Origin of the sequence: Rhodovulum adriaticum (genome assembly GCF_004345735.1) — a bacterium.
Classification (GTDB): domain Bacteria; phylum Pseudomonadota; class Alphaproteobacteria; order Rhodobacterales; family Rhodobacteraceae; genus Rhodovulum; species Rhodovulum adriaticum.
In genome coordinates, this window is record NZ_SLXL01000004.1 from 104,147 (window position 1) to 119,829 (window position 15,683).

Annotated in this window: 15 protein-coding genes; 11 read left to right on the plus strand and 4 right to left on the minus strand. The window is 66.6% G+C overall.

Going from position 1 to position 15,683, the window contains the following annotated elements; all coding sequences use genetic code 11:
- Window positions 1–163: 163 nt before the first annotated feature.
- The 5 genes from EV656_RS08190 (at window position 164) to EV656_RS08210 (ending at window position 4,783) form a co-directional block, all read left to right on the plus strand.
- Window positions 164–1,108: an MBL fold metallo-hydrolase gene (locus tag EV656_RS08190; RefSeq protein ID WP_132602103.1), complete on the plus strand. Its 945-nt coding sequence runs from the start codon at window positions 164–166 to the stop codon at window positions 1,106–1,108.
- Window positions 1,108–1,665: a thioredoxin family protein gene (locus tag EV656_RS08195; protein ID WP_132602106.1), complete on the plus strand. Its 558-nt coding sequence runs from the start codon at window positions 1,108–1,110 to the stop codon at window positions 1,663–1,665. Before EV656_RS08190 ends, EV656_RS08195 begins: the two co-directional genes overlap by 1 nt.
- Complete coding sequence (gene gph, locus EV656_RS08200) at window positions 1,662–2,321, plus strand: phosphoglycolate phosphatase (RefSeq protein WP_132602109.1); 660 nt, start codon at window positions 1,662–1,664, stop codon at window positions 2,319–2,321. Before EV656_RS08195 ends, gph begins: the two co-directional genes overlap by 4 nt.
- Window positions 2,318–3,022, plus strand: coding sequence for an HAD family hydrolase (locus tag EV656_RS08205; protein ID WP_132602112.1), 705 nt, complete (start codon window positions 2,318–2,320; stop codon window positions 3,020–3,022). The genes gph and EV656_RS08205 overlap by 4 nt, the downstream gene beginning before the upstream one ends.
- Before the next feature lie 84 nt (window positions 3,023–3,106).
- Window positions 3,107–4,783 (plus strand): bifunctional protein tyrosine phosphatase family protein/NAD(P)/FAD-dependent oxidoreductase, encoded by a 1,677-nt coding sequence (locus EV656_RS08210; RefSeq protein ID WP_132602115.1) that lies wholly within the window; start codon window positions 3,107–3,109, stop codon window positions 4,781–4,783.
- Between the two features lie 32 nt (window positions 4,784–4,815).
- Here the strand turns inward: EV656_RS08210 and EV656_RS08215 are convergent, their stop codons facing one another.
- The 3 genes from EV656_RS08215 to EV656_RS08225 form a co-directional block, all read right to left on the minus strand.
- A complete protein-coding gene (locus EV656_RS08215; protein ID WP_132602118.1) occupies window positions 4,816–6,186 on the minus strand; it encodes an aspartate aminotransferase family protein in 1,371 nt (456 codons plus the stop codon).
- Between the two features lie 110 nt (window positions 6,187–6,296).
- Entirely contained in the window at window positions 6,297–7,781 is a 1,485-nt protein-coding gene (locus EV656_RS08220; protein WP_132602121.1) for an NAD-dependent succinate-semialdehyde dehydrogenase, read from the minus strand.
- Between the two features lie 115 nt (window positions 7,782–7,896).
- Window positions 7,897–8,382 carry an Lrp/AsnC family transcriptional regulator gene (locus EV656_RS08225; RefSeq protein ID WP_132602487.1) on the minus strand — a complete coding sequence of 162 codons (486 nt, stop codon included), beginning with the start codon at window positions 8,380–8,382 and terminating at the stop codon, window positions 7,897–7,899.
- 301 nt (window positions 8,383–8,683) lie between these two features.
- Between EV656_RS08225 and EV656_RS08230 the strand changes: the two genes are divergently transcribed.
- From EV656_RS08230 to eno, 6 genes are all read left to right on the plus strand, one after another.
- Window positions 8,684–9,898: a M24 family metallopeptidase gene (locus tag EV656_RS08230; protein ID WP_132602123.1), complete on the plus strand. Its 1,215-nt coding sequence runs from the start codon at window positions 8,684–8,686 to the stop codon at window positions 9,896–9,898.
- Complete coding sequence (gene argE / locus EV656_RS08235; RefSeq protein WP_132602126.1) at window positions 9,898–11,061, plus strand: acetylornithine deacetylase; 1,164 nt, start codon at window positions 9,898–9,900, stop codon at window positions 11,059–11,061. Before EV656_RS08230 ends, argE begins: the two co-directional genes overlap by 1 nt.
- An 84-nt stretch (window positions 11,062–11,145) precedes the next feature.
- Window positions 11,146–12,579, plus strand: a complete 1,434-nt coding sequence (locus tag EV656_RS08240; protein ID WP_132602129.1) for a protein adenylyltransferase SelO — start codon at window positions 11,146–11,148, stop codon at window positions 12,577–12,579.
- A 68-nt stretch (window positions 12,580–12,647) separates the two neighbouring features.
- The gene (locus EV656_RS08245) at window positions 12,648–13,061 is read left to right on the plus strand and encodes a Fur family transcriptional regulator (protein WP_132602132.1); all 414 of its coding nucleotides are present in this window, start codon (window positions 12,648–12,650) and stop codon (window positions 13,059–13,061) included.
- 62 nt (window positions 13,062–13,123) lie between these two features.
- Window positions 13,124–13,999, plus strand: coding sequence for a DMT family transporter (locus EV656_RS08250; protein WP_132602135.1), 876 nt, complete (start codon window positions 13,124–13,126; stop codon window positions 13,997–13,999).
- Window positions 14,000–14,087: 88 nt separating this feature from the next.
- Window positions 14,088–15,362 (plus strand): phosphopyruvate hydratase, encoded by a 1,275-nt coding sequence (gene eno / locus EV656_RS08255; RefSeq protein WP_132602138.1) that lies wholly within the window; start codon window positions 14,088–14,090, stop codon window positions 15,360–15,362.
- Between the two features lie 25 nt (window positions 15,363–15,387).
- Here the strand turns inward: eno and EV656_RS08260 are convergent, their stop codons facing one another.
- Window positions 15,388–15,579 carry a hypothetical protein gene (locus EV656_RS08260; RefSeq protein ID WP_132602141.1) on the minus strand — a complete coding sequence of 64 codons (192 nt, stop codon included), beginning with the start codon at window positions 15,577–15,579 and terminating at the stop codon, window positions 15,388–15,390.
- Window positions 15,580–15,683: the final 104 nt, after the last annotated feature.

Consider the following 15,683-nt stretch of genomic DNA (forward strand, 5'->3'; position numbering starts at 1 on the left):
CGCCCGACACCCGGACGCGGGGCGTTTCGCCCTCTGGCCCATGGCGATGTAATCCGCCGCCCAGTGCCCCCACCCCGCCCCAACGGGCCGGGTGCCGCGTCTTCCCCCTAGCCTCACACATATGAATGCGTCTATGCTTGTGGCATAAGGGAGGAATTCAACCATGATCCGCAAAGCACTTGCTTGTGCCTTGCTGGCAGCGCCCGCGTTCGCCAGCGAGGATATCGCAGACCAGTACCCCCAATCGGTTCTGTACGAAAAGCCGGTCGAGGTGATCCCGCATGTCTACTCGGCCATCGGAGCCACCGCGCCGCCGACCTATGAAAACGCAGGCCATAACAACAACCTGTCCTTCATCGTGACCGGCGACGGGGTGATCGTTGTGAACGCGGGCGCCAACGCCAAACTGGCCGAGGCGCTGCATCAGGAAATCAAGGCCGTCACCGATCAGCCCGTGCGCCTGGTCATCAACGAAAACGGCCAGGGCCACGCCATGCTGGGCAACAGCTACTGGGCGGCGCAGGGGGTGGATATCCTGGCCCACGCCGATGCCAAGGCGGTGTTCGAGGACAACGCCTTTCAGATCCTGTCCGGCATGCAGCGCTACGCCCGCGAGAATTCCGACGGCACCGAGGCGGTCGGCCCGAACCTGACCTTCGAGGACCGCTACGACATCGAGATGGGCGACATGACAATCGAGGTGCTGCACCTTGGCCCTGCCCATTCGGAGGGCGACATTTCCGTCTGGCTGCCCGAACAGAAGCTGATCATCGCGGGCGACGTGGCCTTCCACGAACGCATGCCGCCGATCTTCTCGGAAACCTGCACAAGCTGCTGGATCGAGACCTGGAACGAGGCATTCGAACCCCTGGGTGCGCTTTACGTCATTCCGGGCCACGGCCACCCGACCAACGTGGCCCAGGTGCGCCGCTACACCCATGATTACCTGGTCTACCTGCGCGGCAAGATTGGCGAACATCTGGACAACGGTGGCAGCCTGAATGACGCCTACTATGTGGACCAGAGTCCTTACGCGCATCTGGACACCTACGAAGAGTTGGCAACCAAGAACGCCGGCGTCGTCTACACGGAAATGGAGTTCGAATAATGGCCGTTTCGACCCCGATCTGCGATTTCGGCTGGCAGGCCCCCGATTTTGCCCTGCCCGGCACCGACGGCAAGACCTGGCGGTTGGAGGACGTGCGCGGCCCCAAGGGAACGCTGGTGATGTTCATCTGCAACCATTGCCCCTACGTGATCGCGGTGCGCGACCGGATCATCCGCGATGCGCGCGCGTTGCAGGGACTGGGGATCGGGGTCGTGGCCATCAGCTCCAACGACGCGGACGCCTACCCCGAGGACAGCTTCGACAAGATGAAGGAACTGGCCAGGGAACTGGACCTACCCTTCCCCTATCTCTATGACGAGGATCAGTCGGTCGCGCGCGCCTATGATGCCGTCTGCACCCCCGATTTCTTCGGCTTCGATGCCGGTCTGGGGTTGCAGTATCGCGGTCGGCTGGATGCCTCGCGCAAGCAGGCCGGTCCCCCCGACCTGCGCCGCGATCTGTTCGAGGCAATGAAACAGGTGGCCGAAACCGGCCACGGACCAGAGGAGCAGATCCCCTCCATGGGCTGCTCGATCAAATGGAAGGACGCCGCGTGAAGGCCATCATCTTCGACCTCGACGGCACGCTGATCGACAGCGCGCCCGACATCCATGCCGCCGTGAATAAGACGCTGGCCGAAACCGGCGACGGCGAACTGGATCTGGACACAGTGCGCGATTTCATCGGCAACGGCGTCCATGTGCTGATCGAACGGGTGATCGCGGCGCGCGGCCTGTCTGCCGACCGCCACCCGGCGATGCTGGAAAGCTTCCTGAAGCATTACGAGGCCGACCCCGCCACGCTGACAACGCTGTTTCCCGGCGTTCAGGACTGCGTGGAATCCCTGCATGACGAGGGGTTCGCCCTGGGCCTGTGTACGAACAAACCCGAGGGACCGTCGCGCGCGATCCTTCAGGCCTTTGGGCTGGACAAGTATTTCGGCGCCGTGGTCGGCGGCGACACGGTCGGGACGAAAAAGCCCGATCCCGCGCCGCTGCTGGCGGTCAAGGACAAGCTGGGGGCGCGCGTGGCCGTCTATATCGGCGACAGCGAAATCGACGGTGAATGCGCACAGCGCGCGGGTATGAAATTCGCCCTTTTCACCGAGGGGTATCGCCACAAGGGCCTGCACGAAATCCCGCACGAGGCCCGCTTTGACGATTTCGATGTGCTGAGTGCCATCGCCGGCCGCCTGGCGGAAGAAAACCGATGACCTTGCAGGCGTTGATCTTCGACGTGGACGGCACGCTGGCGGAGACGGAAGAGCTCCACCGGCAGGCCTTCAACGAAACCTTCGCCGAATGGGGGCTGGACTGGAGCTGGAGCCGCGACGACTACCGCGTGCTGCTGAAGACTGGCGGCGGGAAGGAACGGATCGCAGCCTTTCAGGCCACCCTGCCCGAGGGTGCGCGCCGTCTGTCCGGGGACGAGATCAAGGCCCTGCACAAGGACAAGACCACGCGCTATGGCGCGCTGATCGCCCACGGTCATCTGGAACTGCGCCCCGGCGTGGCCGACCTGATCGAAAAGGCACGCGAGGCCGGTCTGAAACTGGCGCTGGCCACCACCACCTCGCGCCCCAATGTCGAGGCGCTGACCCGCGCCTGCTGGGGCAAGGCAGCCGCCGATGTGTTCCCCGTGATCGCCTCGGGCGACGAGGTGGCGCACAAGAAGCCCGACCCAGAGATCTACAACCTTGCGCTGAAACGGCTGGGCCTGCCGCCCAAGGATTGCATGGCCTTCGAGGACAGCCGCATCGGCCTGCATTCCGCGATGGGGGCCGGGCTGCCTGTGGTGGTCACACCCAGCCTTTATACCGACGAGGAAGAGCATATGGGCGCGGCCCACCGCATCCCCGATCTTTCCCGCCAGAACTGGCCGCTGATGCTGGTGGCCCGGCTCTGTTCCGACTGATCGCGTCGACCGGCCCTTGCCGGGCGGGGGCCAGCCGATAGGATTGGCCCCCACCGCCGCCATCAGAGGAAGGATACCCGCCGCATGGAAATCAGGCCGATCTCGCCCAGTTTCGCGGCCGCGCCGCAGATCGGCCCCGAGGATGTGCCCGGCATCGCCGCAGCGGGCTACAAGACCATCGTCTGCAACCGCCCCGACGGCGAGGCCGACAACCAGCCCCGCGCCGCCCAGATCGCCGAGGCGGCGCGCGCCGCCGGGCTGGAATACCGTTTCCTGCCGATCCGTCCGGGCCGGATGACGCCCGAGGCCGTCGCCCGGTTCGACGAGGTGCTGAAAACCTGCAAGGGGCCGATCCTGGCGTATTGCCGGACCGGGAACCGCTCGTCCTCGGTCTGGGCGCTGGCGCGGGCCCGGTTGCTGTCGCCACAGGCTATCCTGGCTGCGACCGCGCAGGCGGGATACGATCTGGAGGGGTTGAAACCCCTGCTGGACGAGGCCTTCGGCGCCCCGGTCGGCAGCACGGAACCCGTGCGCTATGACGTGCTGGTGATCGGCGGCGGCGCGGGCGGGATCGCTGCCGCGGCCTCGCTCCTGAAACGGCGGCAAGGTCTGAAGCTGGCCATTGTAGAGCCGAGCGAGCACCACGATTATCAGCCCGGCTGGACGCTGGTCGGCGCGGGTCTGCTGGACCGCGCCGATACCGTGCGCCGCACAGCCGACATCCTGCCCAAGGGCGCCAAGTGGATCCGCGGCGCCGTGGCCAGTTTTGACCCCGATACCTCCGAGGTGACGCTGGAGGATGGCGCGCGCTTCGGCTATCGGGTGCTGCTGGTCGCGCCGGGCCTGAAACTGGACTGGGACGCGGTGCCGGGCCTGCGGGAAACGCTGGGCGAACACGGCGTCACGTCGAATTACCGGGGCGAGTTGGCCCCCTATACCCGCGATCTCGTGCGGGGAATGCGGTCCGGCCGGGCGCTGTTCACCGCGCCGCCCCTGCCCTACAAATGCCCCGCCGCACCGCACAAGGCGCTGTTCATGTCCGCCGACACCTGGCGCCGGGCGGGTGTTCTGGACGAAATCGACGTCACCTTCTGCACGGCGGCCGAGCGTTTCTTTCACGTACCCGCCTTCGCCCCCGCGCTGGACGGTTATGCAAGGCGCTATGGCGTGAACATCGCATGCGGTCACACCCTTGTTGCCGTGGACGGCCCCGCCCGGCGCGCGACCTTGCAGACCGGCGACGGCGCGCAGGTCGAACACCCCTTCGACATGCTGCATGTCAGCCCGCCCCAGGCGCCCCTGGACGTGGTGGCCGGATCGCCCCTTGCCGATGCGCAGGGTTGGGTGGACGTGGACCCCGGCACCCTGCGCCATACGCGGTTCGACAACATCTTCGGGCTGGGGGACGGCTGTTCCACCCCCAACGCCAAGACTGCCGCCGCGGTGCGCAAACAGGCCCCCGTCGCCGCGGTCAACGCGCTGGCCACCCTGGATGGCACCGCCCTGCCCGCACGCTATGACGGCTACGGATCGTGCCCGGTGACGGTGGAACGGGGCAAGGTGGTGCTGGCGGAATTCGGCTATGACGGCGCGCCTCTGCCCAGCCTGCCGACCTGGCTGATCGACGGCACGCGCCCCTCGCACCTGGCGTGGATGCTGAAGGAACGGCTGTTCCCGCCGATCTACTGGCAGGGCATGTTTAAGGGGCGGGAATACCTGGCCGGGCCGCAGATGACATTCCGGCCCGTGGCGCAGGACTAGCCCCCGGCGACACCGCCGCCGGGGGCCGAAGATCAGCCCAGAACCGTACGAATGGCCTTGGCAGTGGTGGCGACGATCTGGTCGGCCTCTTCGCGGCTCAGGCTCAGCGGCGGGGCAAAGCCCAGGATGTCACCCTGCGGCATGGCGCGGGAAATCACGCCCTCCTTGACCATCTCGGCGACCACGGCCCCCGCCGTCTTGCCCGCCGGGTCGTAAAAGGTCCGCGCGCCCTTGTCCGCGACCAGTTCCACGGCGCACAACATCCCCTCGCCGCGCACCTCGCCCACGTGGGGGTGTTCGAGCAGGGCCTCTGTCATGGCTGCGGTGAAATAGCCACCGACCTCGGCCGCGTTCTGCACCAGGTTCATCTCGTCGATCAGTTTCAGGTTGGCGACCCCGGCTGCCGCCCCGATCGGGTGGGCCGAGTAGGTCCAGCCATGGCCGATGGGGCCGTTTTCGTCGGTGCCCTGTTCCAGCACCTTCCACATGCGGTCCGACACGATGGACCCCGACAGCGGCGCATAGGCCGAGGTCAGGCCCTTTGCGATGGTGATCAGGTCCGGCTTCAGCCCGTAATGGTCCGAGCCGAACATGCTGCCCAACCGGCCGAAGCCGGTGACCACCTCATCCGCAATCAGCAGGATGTCGTGCTTTTCCAGGATCGGCTGGATCGCCTCCCAATACCCGGCGGGCGGTGGCACGATGCCCCCGGTGCCCATCACCGGCTCGCCGATGAACGCGGCGATGGTCTCCGGGCCCTCGCGCTCGATCAGCGCTTCCAGCTCGGACGCGCAATGGGCGACGAAATCGGCCTCGGACATATCCAGATCGGGGCGGCGGAAATAATAGGGCGCCTCGGTGTGCAGCACAGCGTCCAGCGGCAGGTCGAACTTGTTGTGGAACAGCCCCAGCCCGGTCAGCGACCCGGTCATCAGCCCCGACCCGTGATAGCCCCGCCAGCGCGAGATGATCTTCTTCTTCTCGGGGCGGCCCAGGATGTTGTTGTAATACCAGACCAGCTTGATGTTGGTCTCGTTCGCGTCCGACCCGGACAGGCCGAAATAGACCTTGGACATGTGATCGGGGGCGCGGTCCATCACCATCTTGGCAAGCGTGATGCTGGCCTCGGTGCCGTGGCCGACATAGGCGTGGTAATAGGCCAATTCGCGCGCCTGTTCGGCGATGGCCTCGGCGATCTCTGTCCGGCCATAGCCCACGTTCACGCAATAAAGCCCGGCAAAGGCGTCCAGCAGGCGGTTGCCCTCGCGATCCTCGATGAAGGAGCCCTGACCGCCCTTGACCACCCGCTGCGGGGCCTCGCCACGGGCGAATTGCGCCAGGTGGGTCGAGGGGTGAAAGAAGTTATCCCGGTCCCATTGCTCCAGCATGTCGTTCTTCAGCATTTCGCGTCCTTCTCCGTTCGGAAGGGGTCACTGCCCCCTCCTTCTTCTTGGTTCAAATACCCCCGCCGGAGGCCCGATTTTCGCAGAAACATCGATCCCCGGCGGCATCATCATGCCCAGTCGCGGCAGACATACTTCACTTCGGTAAAGGCCTCCATCCCCAGCCTGGCGCCCTCGCGGCCCAGGCCCGACTGCTTCATGCCGCCAAAGGGGATCGGCGCACCGGTGACCTTGGTCCGGTTGACCGCGACCATCCCGAATTGCAGGGCGCGGGCCACGCGGTAGATGCGGCGCGGCGCGCGGGTGTGGACATAGGCGACCAATCCGTACTCGGTTGCGTTGGCCCGCGCGATCACCTCTTCCTCGGTCTCGAAGGGGGTGATCGCCGCCACCGGGCCAAAGGTTTCTTCGGCCATGATTTTTGCCCCATCGGGCACGTCGGCCAGTACGGTGGGGCGATAGAACAGCGGCCCGGCCTCGTGCAGGGTGCCCCCGGTCAGCAGCCGCGCACCCTGATCCAGCGCGTCGGCGACGTGCTCTTCCTGCTTGGCGATGGCGGCCGCGTTCATCAGCGGGCCGATGTCGGGGTCGTCAAGGCCCCGCCCCACGCTCAAGTTTGCCGTTGCCTCGGCAAAGCGGGCGCAGAAATCGTCATAGACCGGCGCCTCGACATAGAAGCGGTTGGCGCCCAGGCAGTCCTGCCCCGAGGTCGCGAATTTCGCCTTGATCGCCTCGGCGACCGCCTCGTCCAGGTCGGCATCGGCAAAGACGATGAAGGGCGCGTGCCCGCCCAGTTCCAGCACCAGACGTTTCACCGTTTCGGCCGACTGGCGATACAGCAGCCGCCCCACCTGCGTCGACCCGGTAAAGGACAGCGCGCGCACGCGGGTATCCTGCGTCCAGGGTGCGACAACAGTGGGCGCATCGCCGGTGACCACGTTGAACACGCCCGGGGGCAGCCCCGCGCGTTCGGCCAGTTCCGCCAGGGCCAATGCGGAAAACGGCGTTTCGTGCGAGGGGTGCGCAACCACCGTGCAGCCCGCCGCCAGCGCCGCGCCCGCCTTGCGCGTCAGCATGGCCGAGGGGAAGTTCCACGGCGTGATCAGCGCGGCCACGCCCACGGGTTCGCGCCACAGCTCCATCTCGGCGTCGGCCAGATGGCTGGTCACGCCCTCGATATTGGGGCGCTTGGCCTCTTCGGCGTAGAACTCCAGAAAGGAGGCGGCATAGTCGATCTCGCCGCGCGCCTCGGACAGGGGCTTGCCCTGTTCCAGCACCATCAGGCGCGCCAGATCTTCGCGGTTTTCCTCCATCAGGCGGAACCAGCGGCGCAGCAGGGCGGATCGTTCCTGCGGCAGCATGCCGGACCAGATGGCAAAGGCCGCTTGGGCCGCATCGACCGCGGCGGCGCTGTCGGTTTCGGTCAGGGCCGCGACCTCGCCCAGCCACTCACCGCTGGCCGGATCGGTGACTGCAAAGGTGCCCCCGGCGCTGCCGCCGGTCCACTTGCCCCCCACATAGGCAAAACTGCGCACCAGGCGCGGGTCGCTCAGATCGGCGAGGGCCGATTTGGGCAGGGAATGATGCAGGGTCATGGCGCGTCTCCTTCCGCTGTCGGGATGGGGGAAGGATGCACCGGCCCGCGCAGAGAAGGGGACCAAATCACCCGGCCCGCACAGAAGGATCAACTGCGACCCTCGCGCGGGGCAGTCAATCCTTCTGCAAACCGGCCAGCAGGGCCAGCGGCGGGGCCTCTGGCCCTTTCACCGGCTTGGTGACAACGTAAGTGTAGTAGCGCGCCAGCCCGATCCGGTCGGCCAGCATCCGGTCGATCATCCGCTGGTAACTGTCGATATCGCGGGTGACGACCTGCATCAGGTAATCGAAGCCGCCCCCAAGCGCCCAGCAGGCGGTAATCTCGGGGTACTCGTCCAGCGCGCCCTCGAACCGGGTGAAATCCTCGACCTTGTGGCCATCCAGTTCGGCGGCAACGAAAACGGTCACATGGGGCCCAAGCGCCCGCAGCGACAACTCAGCCCGGTAGCCCGCGATCAGGCCCGCCCGTTCCAGCCGTTTCAGCCGTTCCCAGGCCGGCGTGGCCGACAGGTTGATGCGGCGGGCAAGATCCGCCTTGGTGATGCGCCCCTCTGCCGAGAGGATGCGCAGGATGGCGATATCGCGGTCGTCCAGGCGCAGCATCAGGGCCGGTTCCTTCCCGGCACATCCGGGGCGGCTGGGACCGCGACAGGCGACCCGGTCACCGGATGGCCCCGGATGGGGGCAGCGCCGCCCAAGATTTCATCATGCTTCGGGCGCGCCACCGTCATCCCCTTGTCGTTTCAGCGCAATTTCCCGCCGCCCTTGGACAGCCCTTGACGCCGATCCTGCTGTTCCGTCACATGGGCCGGTCGCGTCAGGCCCGCCCGGGCAACCCCCGGACAGCATCACGCGGCCCAGCCCGAAGTCAAGCGCGGCCGAAGGAGCAGCTTTGAACACCATGACCGAGCAGATCGTCCAGTTCGGCTATGCCGCCGAGGGGCGCGCCCCCTTCAGCCTGGCCGAGTATGAACGCCGCCTGGGCCTTGTCCGCCGCGCGATGGAACAGCGCGGCATCGACCTTCTGTTCGTCGAGGATCCGTCGAACATGGCCTGGCTGACCGGCTATGACGGCTGGTCGTTCTACGTCCATCAGGGGGTGCTGATCTTTCACGACGCCGACCCGATGTGGTGGGGCCGCCAGCAGGACGCAAACGGCGCGGTCCGCACGGTCTGGATGGCGGGGGTGCATATCACCCATTACGCCGACAATTACGTGCAATCCACCGAACGCCACCCGATGCAGCAACTAGCCGGGATCATCCACGACCTGGGGTATGGTGCCAAACGGATCGGGGTGGAGATGGACAATTACTACTTCTCCGCCAAGGCCTATATGACGCTGCGTGAGTCCCTGCCGCAGGCGGATCTGGTCGACGCCACCGCCCTGGTGAACTGGCAGCGCACGGTGAAATCCGAGGAAGAGCTAGACTTCATGCGCCGCGCGGCGAAGATCTCCGAAAAGATCATCGACGGCGTGGTAGACCGGATCGAACCGGGCCTGCCCAAGAACGAGCTGGTGGCCGATATCTACCGCGACGCCCTGACCGGGCTGGACGGCGATTGGGGCGATTACCCGGCGATCGTGCCGCTGCTGCCCTCGGGCGCGGATGCGGCGGCCTCGCACCTGACATGGGACGGGCGCGCCTTTGCAACCGGCGAGGCGACGTTCTTCGAAATCTCGGGCTGTTATCGCCGCTATCATGCGCCGTTCTGCCGGACGGTGTTCCTGGGTGAGCCGCCTGATTACATGCGCGCCGCCGAAGCCGCGCTGATCGAGGGGATCGAGGCCGGTCTGTGGGCCGCCAAGGCGGGCAATCGCGCCTGCGACGTGGCCAATGCGCTGGCCGCCCCCCTGGAACGCGCGGGCATCGAGCGGGGCGCGCGCTGCGGCTATCCCATCGGCATCAGCTACCCGCCCGATTGGGGCGAGCGGACGATTTCCCTGCGCCCCGAGGATGAAACCGTGCTGGAGCCGGGCATGACCTTTCACTTCATGCCCGGCCTTTGGATGGAAAACTGGGGGCTGGAAATCACCGAGTCGATCCTGATCCGCGAGGACGGCCCGGCCGAATGCTTCTGCGACCGGCCCCGCAAGCTGTACGTGAAGACCTGATGCCCACGCTGGAACAGACCCGCGCGATCCTGGCCGATCTGGTGGCCTTTCCCACCGTGTCATCGGACAGCAACCTGGAAATGATCGTGCATATCGCCGCGATGCTGGGCGATCTGGGCGCGCATGTGGATCTGTTCCACGACGACGGCGGGCACAAGGCCAACCTGTTCGCAACGCTCGGCCCGCGCGAGGCGGGCGGCGGGATCGTTCTGTCGGGGCATACGGACGTTGTGCCGGTCACCGATCAGGACTGGGCCACCGATCCGTTTCAATTGCACGAGGCCGAGGGACGCCTTTACGGGCGCGGCACCTGCGACATGAAGGGATTCATCGCGGCCACACTGGCCATGGCGCCGACCTATGCCGCGCTGGATCTGAAGAAACCCCTGCATTTCGCCTTTACCCATGACGAAGAGGTCGGCTGCCTGGGCGGTCAGGCGCTGGTGGCCGAACTGGCGGCACGGGGCATCCGCCCAGACATTGCGCTGATCGGCGAACCGACAGAAATGCGCATCGTCGAGGCGCACAAGGGCTGCTGCGAATATACCGTGCGGTTCAATGGGCAAGAGGGGCACGGATCGAACCCCGCGGCAGGCGTGAACGCCGCCGAGGCCGCCGTGCGCTATGTCGCCCGCCTGATGGACCTGGCCGAGGTGCTTAAGGCACGCGCGCCGGAAAACAGCCCCTTTACGCCCCCGTGGACCACGGTCAACCTGGGCCGGATTGCCGGGGGGCACGCCCATAACGTCATCCCCGGCCGCGCAGAGGTGGATTGGGAAATGCGCCCCGTGCTGGCCGCCGACATCGCCTTCGTCAAGGACGCGATGGCGACCCATGTCCGCGATACGCTGCTGCCCGCGATGCGCCAGGTCATGCCCGAGGCCGACATCCTGACCGAGGTGATCGGCGAGGTTGCGGGGCTGGAACCGATGGAGGACAGCGCCGCGCGCGCGCTGCTGATGGAGCTGACCGGCCAGGACCGCGCCGAAACCGTCCCCTTCGCGACCGAGGCAGGGCTGTTTCAGGGACTGGGCTGCGCGGCAGCCGTCTGCGGGCCGGGATCCATCGCGCAGGCACACAAGGCGGATGAATTCATCAGTTTCGACCAGTTGGGCCAATGCCTGGACATGCTGCAGGCGTTGGGTGATGTGCTGACGCGGTAGGCACAGGGCAGGCGTCGCCGCGCTTGCCCCGCGATATGCGCGTTGCCCCATCGAAATCGGCGGCCGCGCCCCTATCTGTGCCCCATGACCCTGCATATCCCCTTCGACAACAGCTATGCCCGCCTGCCGGAAACCTTCTACGCGCGGCAGGCCCCGCACCCCGTCCGCGCCCCGCGGCTGATCCGCCTGAACACCGCCCTGGCCCGGGAATTGGGCCTGTACCCGGATCAATTGGCATCCGAGGACGGGATCGCCATGCTGGCCGGCAACCATGTACCGGACGGCGCCGCGCCGCTGGCGCAGGCCTATGCGGGCCATCAGTTCGGCCATTTCGTGCCGCAACTGGGCGATGGCCGCGCGATCCTGCTGGGCGAGGTTCTGGACCGCCACGGCCACCGCCGCGATATCCAGCTGAAGGGCGCGGGCCGCACGCCGTTTTCCCGCGCGGGCGACGGGCGCGCCGCCCTTGGCCCGGTGCTGCGCGAATACATCGTGTCCGAGGCGATGCACGCCCTTGGCATTCCCACCACACGCGCCCTGGCCGCCGTGATGACGGGCGAGGATGTCTGGCGCGACACGCGCAGGCCGGGTGCGGTGCTGACGCGCGTCGCGTCCAGCCATATCCGCGTGGGCACCTTCCAGTTCTTTGCCGTGCGGGGCGAAACCGCGGCGCTGCGCCTGCTGACCGATCATGTGATCGCGCGCCACTACCCGCAGGCCGACGATGCGTTGGGGCTGCTACGCGCGGTCCTTGCCGCGCAAGCCCGGCTGGTGGCGCGTTGGATGGGCGTGGGGTTCATCCACGGGGTGATGAACACCGACAATGCCGCCCTGTCGGGCGAAACCATCGACTACGGGCCTTGCGCCTTCATGGATGAGTACCACCCGGACACGGTGTTCAGTTCCATCGACCATGGGGGCCGCTACGCCTATGCCCGGCAGGCGGATATGGCGGTATGGAACATGGCGCAGTTCGCCACCTGCCTGCTGCCCCTGATCGACGCGGATCAGGACCGCGCCGTCACGCAGGCGACAGAGGCCATCGAATCCTTCGGCGAGTTGTTCAAGGCCGCCTGGCTAGACACCTTCCGCCCCAAGATCGGGCTGGCCCGTGCCGAGGATGGCGACGCCGAACTGATCCACGGGTTGCTGGATCTGATGGCCGCCGAGGGTGCCGATTTCACCAACACCTTCCGCGCGCTGGCCGAGGGCACAGCGCTCCTGACGAACGCTGCCGGGTTCACCGACTGGGCCGCGCGCTGGCAGGATCGCCTTTCGCGCGAAGCTGACGGGCCAGAGGCCCAGACCGCCCGCATGCGCGCGGCCAACCCCGCCGTCATCCCCCGCAACCACCGGGTAGAGGCGGCAATCGCCGCCGCGCTGGTGGGCGATTTCGCCCCGTTCGAAACGATGCTGGACGTGCTGGCCACACCTTATGACGACCGGCCGGAACACGCCGACTGGCGCCGCCCCCCCACCGTGCATGAAGAGGTCCGGCAAACCTTTTGCGGCACCTGAGACGCAGCACGGGACTGGAAAAGCCCCCGCCGGCCCTGTAAACCATCCTTCCGAAACCGGGGGACAGGATGCCGGACACCATCATTTCCCGCTGCGAGGCAAAAGGCCTGCGCATGACTGACCAGCGCCGGGTGATCGCCCGCGTATTGCAGGACAGCGATGACCACCCCGATGTCGAGGAATTGTATACCCGCGCCAGCGCCGTGGACCCGCGGATTTCGCTGGCCACGGTCTATCGCACGGTCAAGCTGTTCGAGGAATCGGGCATCCTGGAAAAGCACGAATTCGGCGACGGCCGCGCCCGTTATGAAGACGCCGAACGCGACCACCACGACCATCTGATCGACCTCAATTCCGGCGCCGTGATCGAGTTCTGCGACCCCGAAATCGAGGCCCTGCAGGAAAAGATCGCCGAAAAGCTGGGATACCGGCTGAAGGGGCACCGGCTGGAACTCTACGGTGTGCCGCTGAAAAAGCGCTGATCCCCCTTTCGCCGCCGCGCGGGCCGGGCTAATCGGGCTGAACAACCCGAAAGGACAGGCCCATGGAAAACCTGCGCGGCATCGCGCTGATGGTCGCCGCAATGGCGGGATTCGCGCTGGAGGACATGTTCGTCAAACGCGTGGCCGAGGTGCTGCCCGTGGGTCAGATCCTGGTGATCCTGGGGACCGGCGGCGCGCTGGCCTTTGGCGCGATGGCGATGGCGCGCGGCCAGCGGCTGTGGTCGCGCGCGCTGCTGACCCGCCCGGTGATCCTGCGCAATACGGGCGAGGTTGTCGGCACCCTGGGATTCGTCACCGCGCTGGCGCTGACGCCGCTGTCGGTCGCCTCTTCCATCCTGCAGGCCACGCCGCTGGCCGTGACACTGGGGGCAGCCCTGTTTCTGGGCGCGCAGGTCGGCTGGCGCAGGTGGAGCGCGATTGCCATCGGCCTGTTCGGGGTGCTGCTGATCGTACGGCCGGGGCTGGCGGGGTTCGATCCCGCCGCCCTGTTCGCCGTCATGGCGGTGATCGGCCTGGCCCTGCGCGACCTTGCCACGCGTGCCACCCCGCGCAGCGTCGGATCGCTGCAACTGGCCACCTATGCCTTTGCCATGCTGGTGCCGCTGGGGCTTATCCTGTTGGCACTCGGCCCCGCCCCTGCCCCCATTGACGCCGTCACCTGGGCGCGGCTGGGGGGTGCGCTGGTGATGGGCGTGGCGGGCTATTACGCCATCGTCGAGGCAATGCGGGTAGGCGAAGTCGCGGTGGTCACGCCCTTTCGCTACACCCGTCTGATCTTTGCGCTGATCATCGGGGTTCTGGTCTTTGGCGAGCGTCCCGACGCGCTGACGCTGGTGGGCGCGGCCATCGTGATCACCTCGGGGCTGTATACCCTGTGGCGCGAGGCACGTCTGTCGCGCAAAGCGCACAATCGCTGACCGCCCCGCCCTGCCCCTTTCCCTTGCGCGCGCCCGGCGCTAGAAGGGCGCCAACCGTGCATGTGCAGCAGAAAAGGGATGCCTCCCCATGAGCACCATCATCGACATCGTCGGCCGCGAAATCCTGGATAGCCGGGGCAACCCCACCGTCGAGGTGGACGTGATCCTGGAAGACGGCACCATGGGCCGCGCCGCGGTGCCCTCGGGCGCATCCACCGGCGCGCACGAGGCCGTGGAAAAGCGTGACGGCGACAAGGCCCGGTACCTGGGCAAGGGCGTGTTGCAGGCGGTGGCCGCAGTGAACGGCGAGATTGCCGAGGAACTGGCCGGCATGGACGTGACCGAACAGGTCGCCATCGACCAGGCGATGATCGATCTGGACGGCACCCCCAACAAGGGCCGCCTGGGCGCCAACGCAATCCTGGGTGTGTCGCTGGCCTGCGCCAAGGCGGCGGCCGATTTCAGCATGCAGCCGCTGTTCCGCTATGTCGGCGGCACCTCGGCGCGCACCCTGCCCGTGCCGATGATGAACATCATCAACGGGGGCGAGCACGCCGACAACCCCATCGACATCCAGGAATTCATGATCATGCCGGTCAGCGCGGCCAATATCCGCGATGCCGTGCGCATGGGGTCCGAGGTGTTCCATACGCTGAAGAAAGAACTCTCGGCCGCGGGCCACAACACCGGCATCGGCGACGAGGGCGGCTTTGCCCCCAACCTGTCGTCGACCCGCGAGGCGCTGGATTTCATCCTGAAAAGCATCGAGAAGGCCGGTTATAAACCGGGCGATGATATCTACCTGGCGCTCGACTGCGCCTCGACCGAGTATTTCGAGGGCGGCAAGTACGAGATGAAGGGCGAGGGCCTGTCGCTGAGTGCCGCCGAAAACGTCGACTACCTGGAGAAACTCTGCGCCGACTACCCCATCATCTCGATCGAGGATGGCTGCGCCGAAGATGACTGGGACGGCTGGAAACTGCTGACCGAGAAACTGGGCGACAAGGTGCAACTGGTGGGCGACGACCTGTTCGTGACCAACCCCGCGCGCCTGGCCGACGGCATCGCGCAGGGCGTGGCAAACTCGATGCTGGTCAAGGTCAACCAGATCGGCAGCCTGACCGAGACCCTGCAAGCCGTCGATATGGCCCACCGCGCGCGGTATACCAACGTGATGTCCCACCGTTCCGGCGAGACCGAGGATGCCACCATCGCCGATCTTGCCGTGGCCACCAATTGCGGGCAGATCAAGACCGGCTCGCTGTCGCGCTCGGACCGGCTGGCGAAATACAACCAGCTGATCCGTATCGAGGAAATGCTGGGCGAAACCGCCGTCTACGCGGGCCGCTCCATCCTCAAGTGATCGGCGCCCGTCGCGCCGCGGCGGGTCATCCCACCAGCCGGTAGGCGCCGTAGCGGGATTGCTCGCGCAGCGCGGCAATCAGGGCCTGCCCGTCCTTGGTCGGGCGGCCCGCCTCGTCGATCCAGCCCCGCGCTTGCGCAGCCTTGGCCGGGTCCGCCCCGTGGCCGCACTGGCTGGTAAAGGCCACGATCTGCATGGTCAGGTCATCAGGTGACATATGGCTTCTCCCTTTAGGCAGGGATACGCGCCGACATGCTGCGCGGATTTATCGCAGCTATCACGCTTGGGCGAGCGAATCGTGTATTTGCCGCCCGTGCGGGG

Coding starts and splice junctions, on each gene's coding strand:
- EV656_RS08190 (WP_132602103.1), top strand. CDS start 164: ATGATCCGCAAAGCACTTGCTTGTGCCTTGCTGGCAGCGCCCGCGTTC.
- EV656_RS08195 (WP_132602106.1), top strand. CDS start 1,108: ATGGCCGTTTCGACCCCGATCTGCGATTTCGGCTGGCAGGCCCCCGAT.
- EV656_RS08205 (WP_132602112.1), top strand. CDS start 2,318: ATGACCTTGCAGGCGTTGATCTTCGACGTGGACGGCACGCTGGCGGAG.
- EV656_RS08210 (WP_132602115.1), top strand. CDS start 3,107: ATGGAAATCAGGCCGATCTCGCCCAGTTTCGCGGCCGCGCCGCAGATC.
- EV656_RS08215 (WP_132602118.1), bottom strand. CDS start 6,186: ATGCTGAAGAACGACATGCTGGAGCAATGGGACCGGGATAACTTCTTT.
- EV656_RS08220 (WP_132602121.1), bottom strand. CDS start 7,781: ATGACCCTGCATCATTCCCTGCCCAAATCGGCCCTCGCCGATCTGAGC.
- EV656_RS08230 (WP_132602123.1), top strand. CDS start 8,684: ATGACCGAGCAGATCGTCCAGTTCGGCTATGCCGCCGAGGGGCGCGCC.
- argE (WP_132602126.1), top strand. CDS start 9,898: ATGCCCACGCTGGAACAGACCCGCGCGATCCTGGCCGATCTGGTGGCC.
- EV656_RS08240 (WP_132602129.1), top strand. CDS start 11,146: ATGACCCTGCATATCCCCTTCGACAACAGCTATGCCCGCCTGCCGGAA.
- EV656_RS08245 (WP_132602132.1), top strand. CDS start 12,648: ATGCCGGACACCATCATTTCCCGCTGCGAGGCAAAAGGCCTGCGCATG.
- EV656_RS08250 (WP_132602135.1), top strand. CDS start 13,124: ATGGAAAACCTGCGCGGCATCGCGCTGATGGTCGCCGCAATGGCGGGA.
- eno (WP_132602138.1), top strand. CDS start 14,088: ATGAGCACCATCATCGACATCGTCGGCCGCGAAATCCTGGATAGCCGG.
- EV656_RS08260 (WP_132602141.1), bottom strand. CDS start 15,579: ATGTCACCTGATGACCTGACCATGCAGATCGTGGCCTTTACCAGCCAG.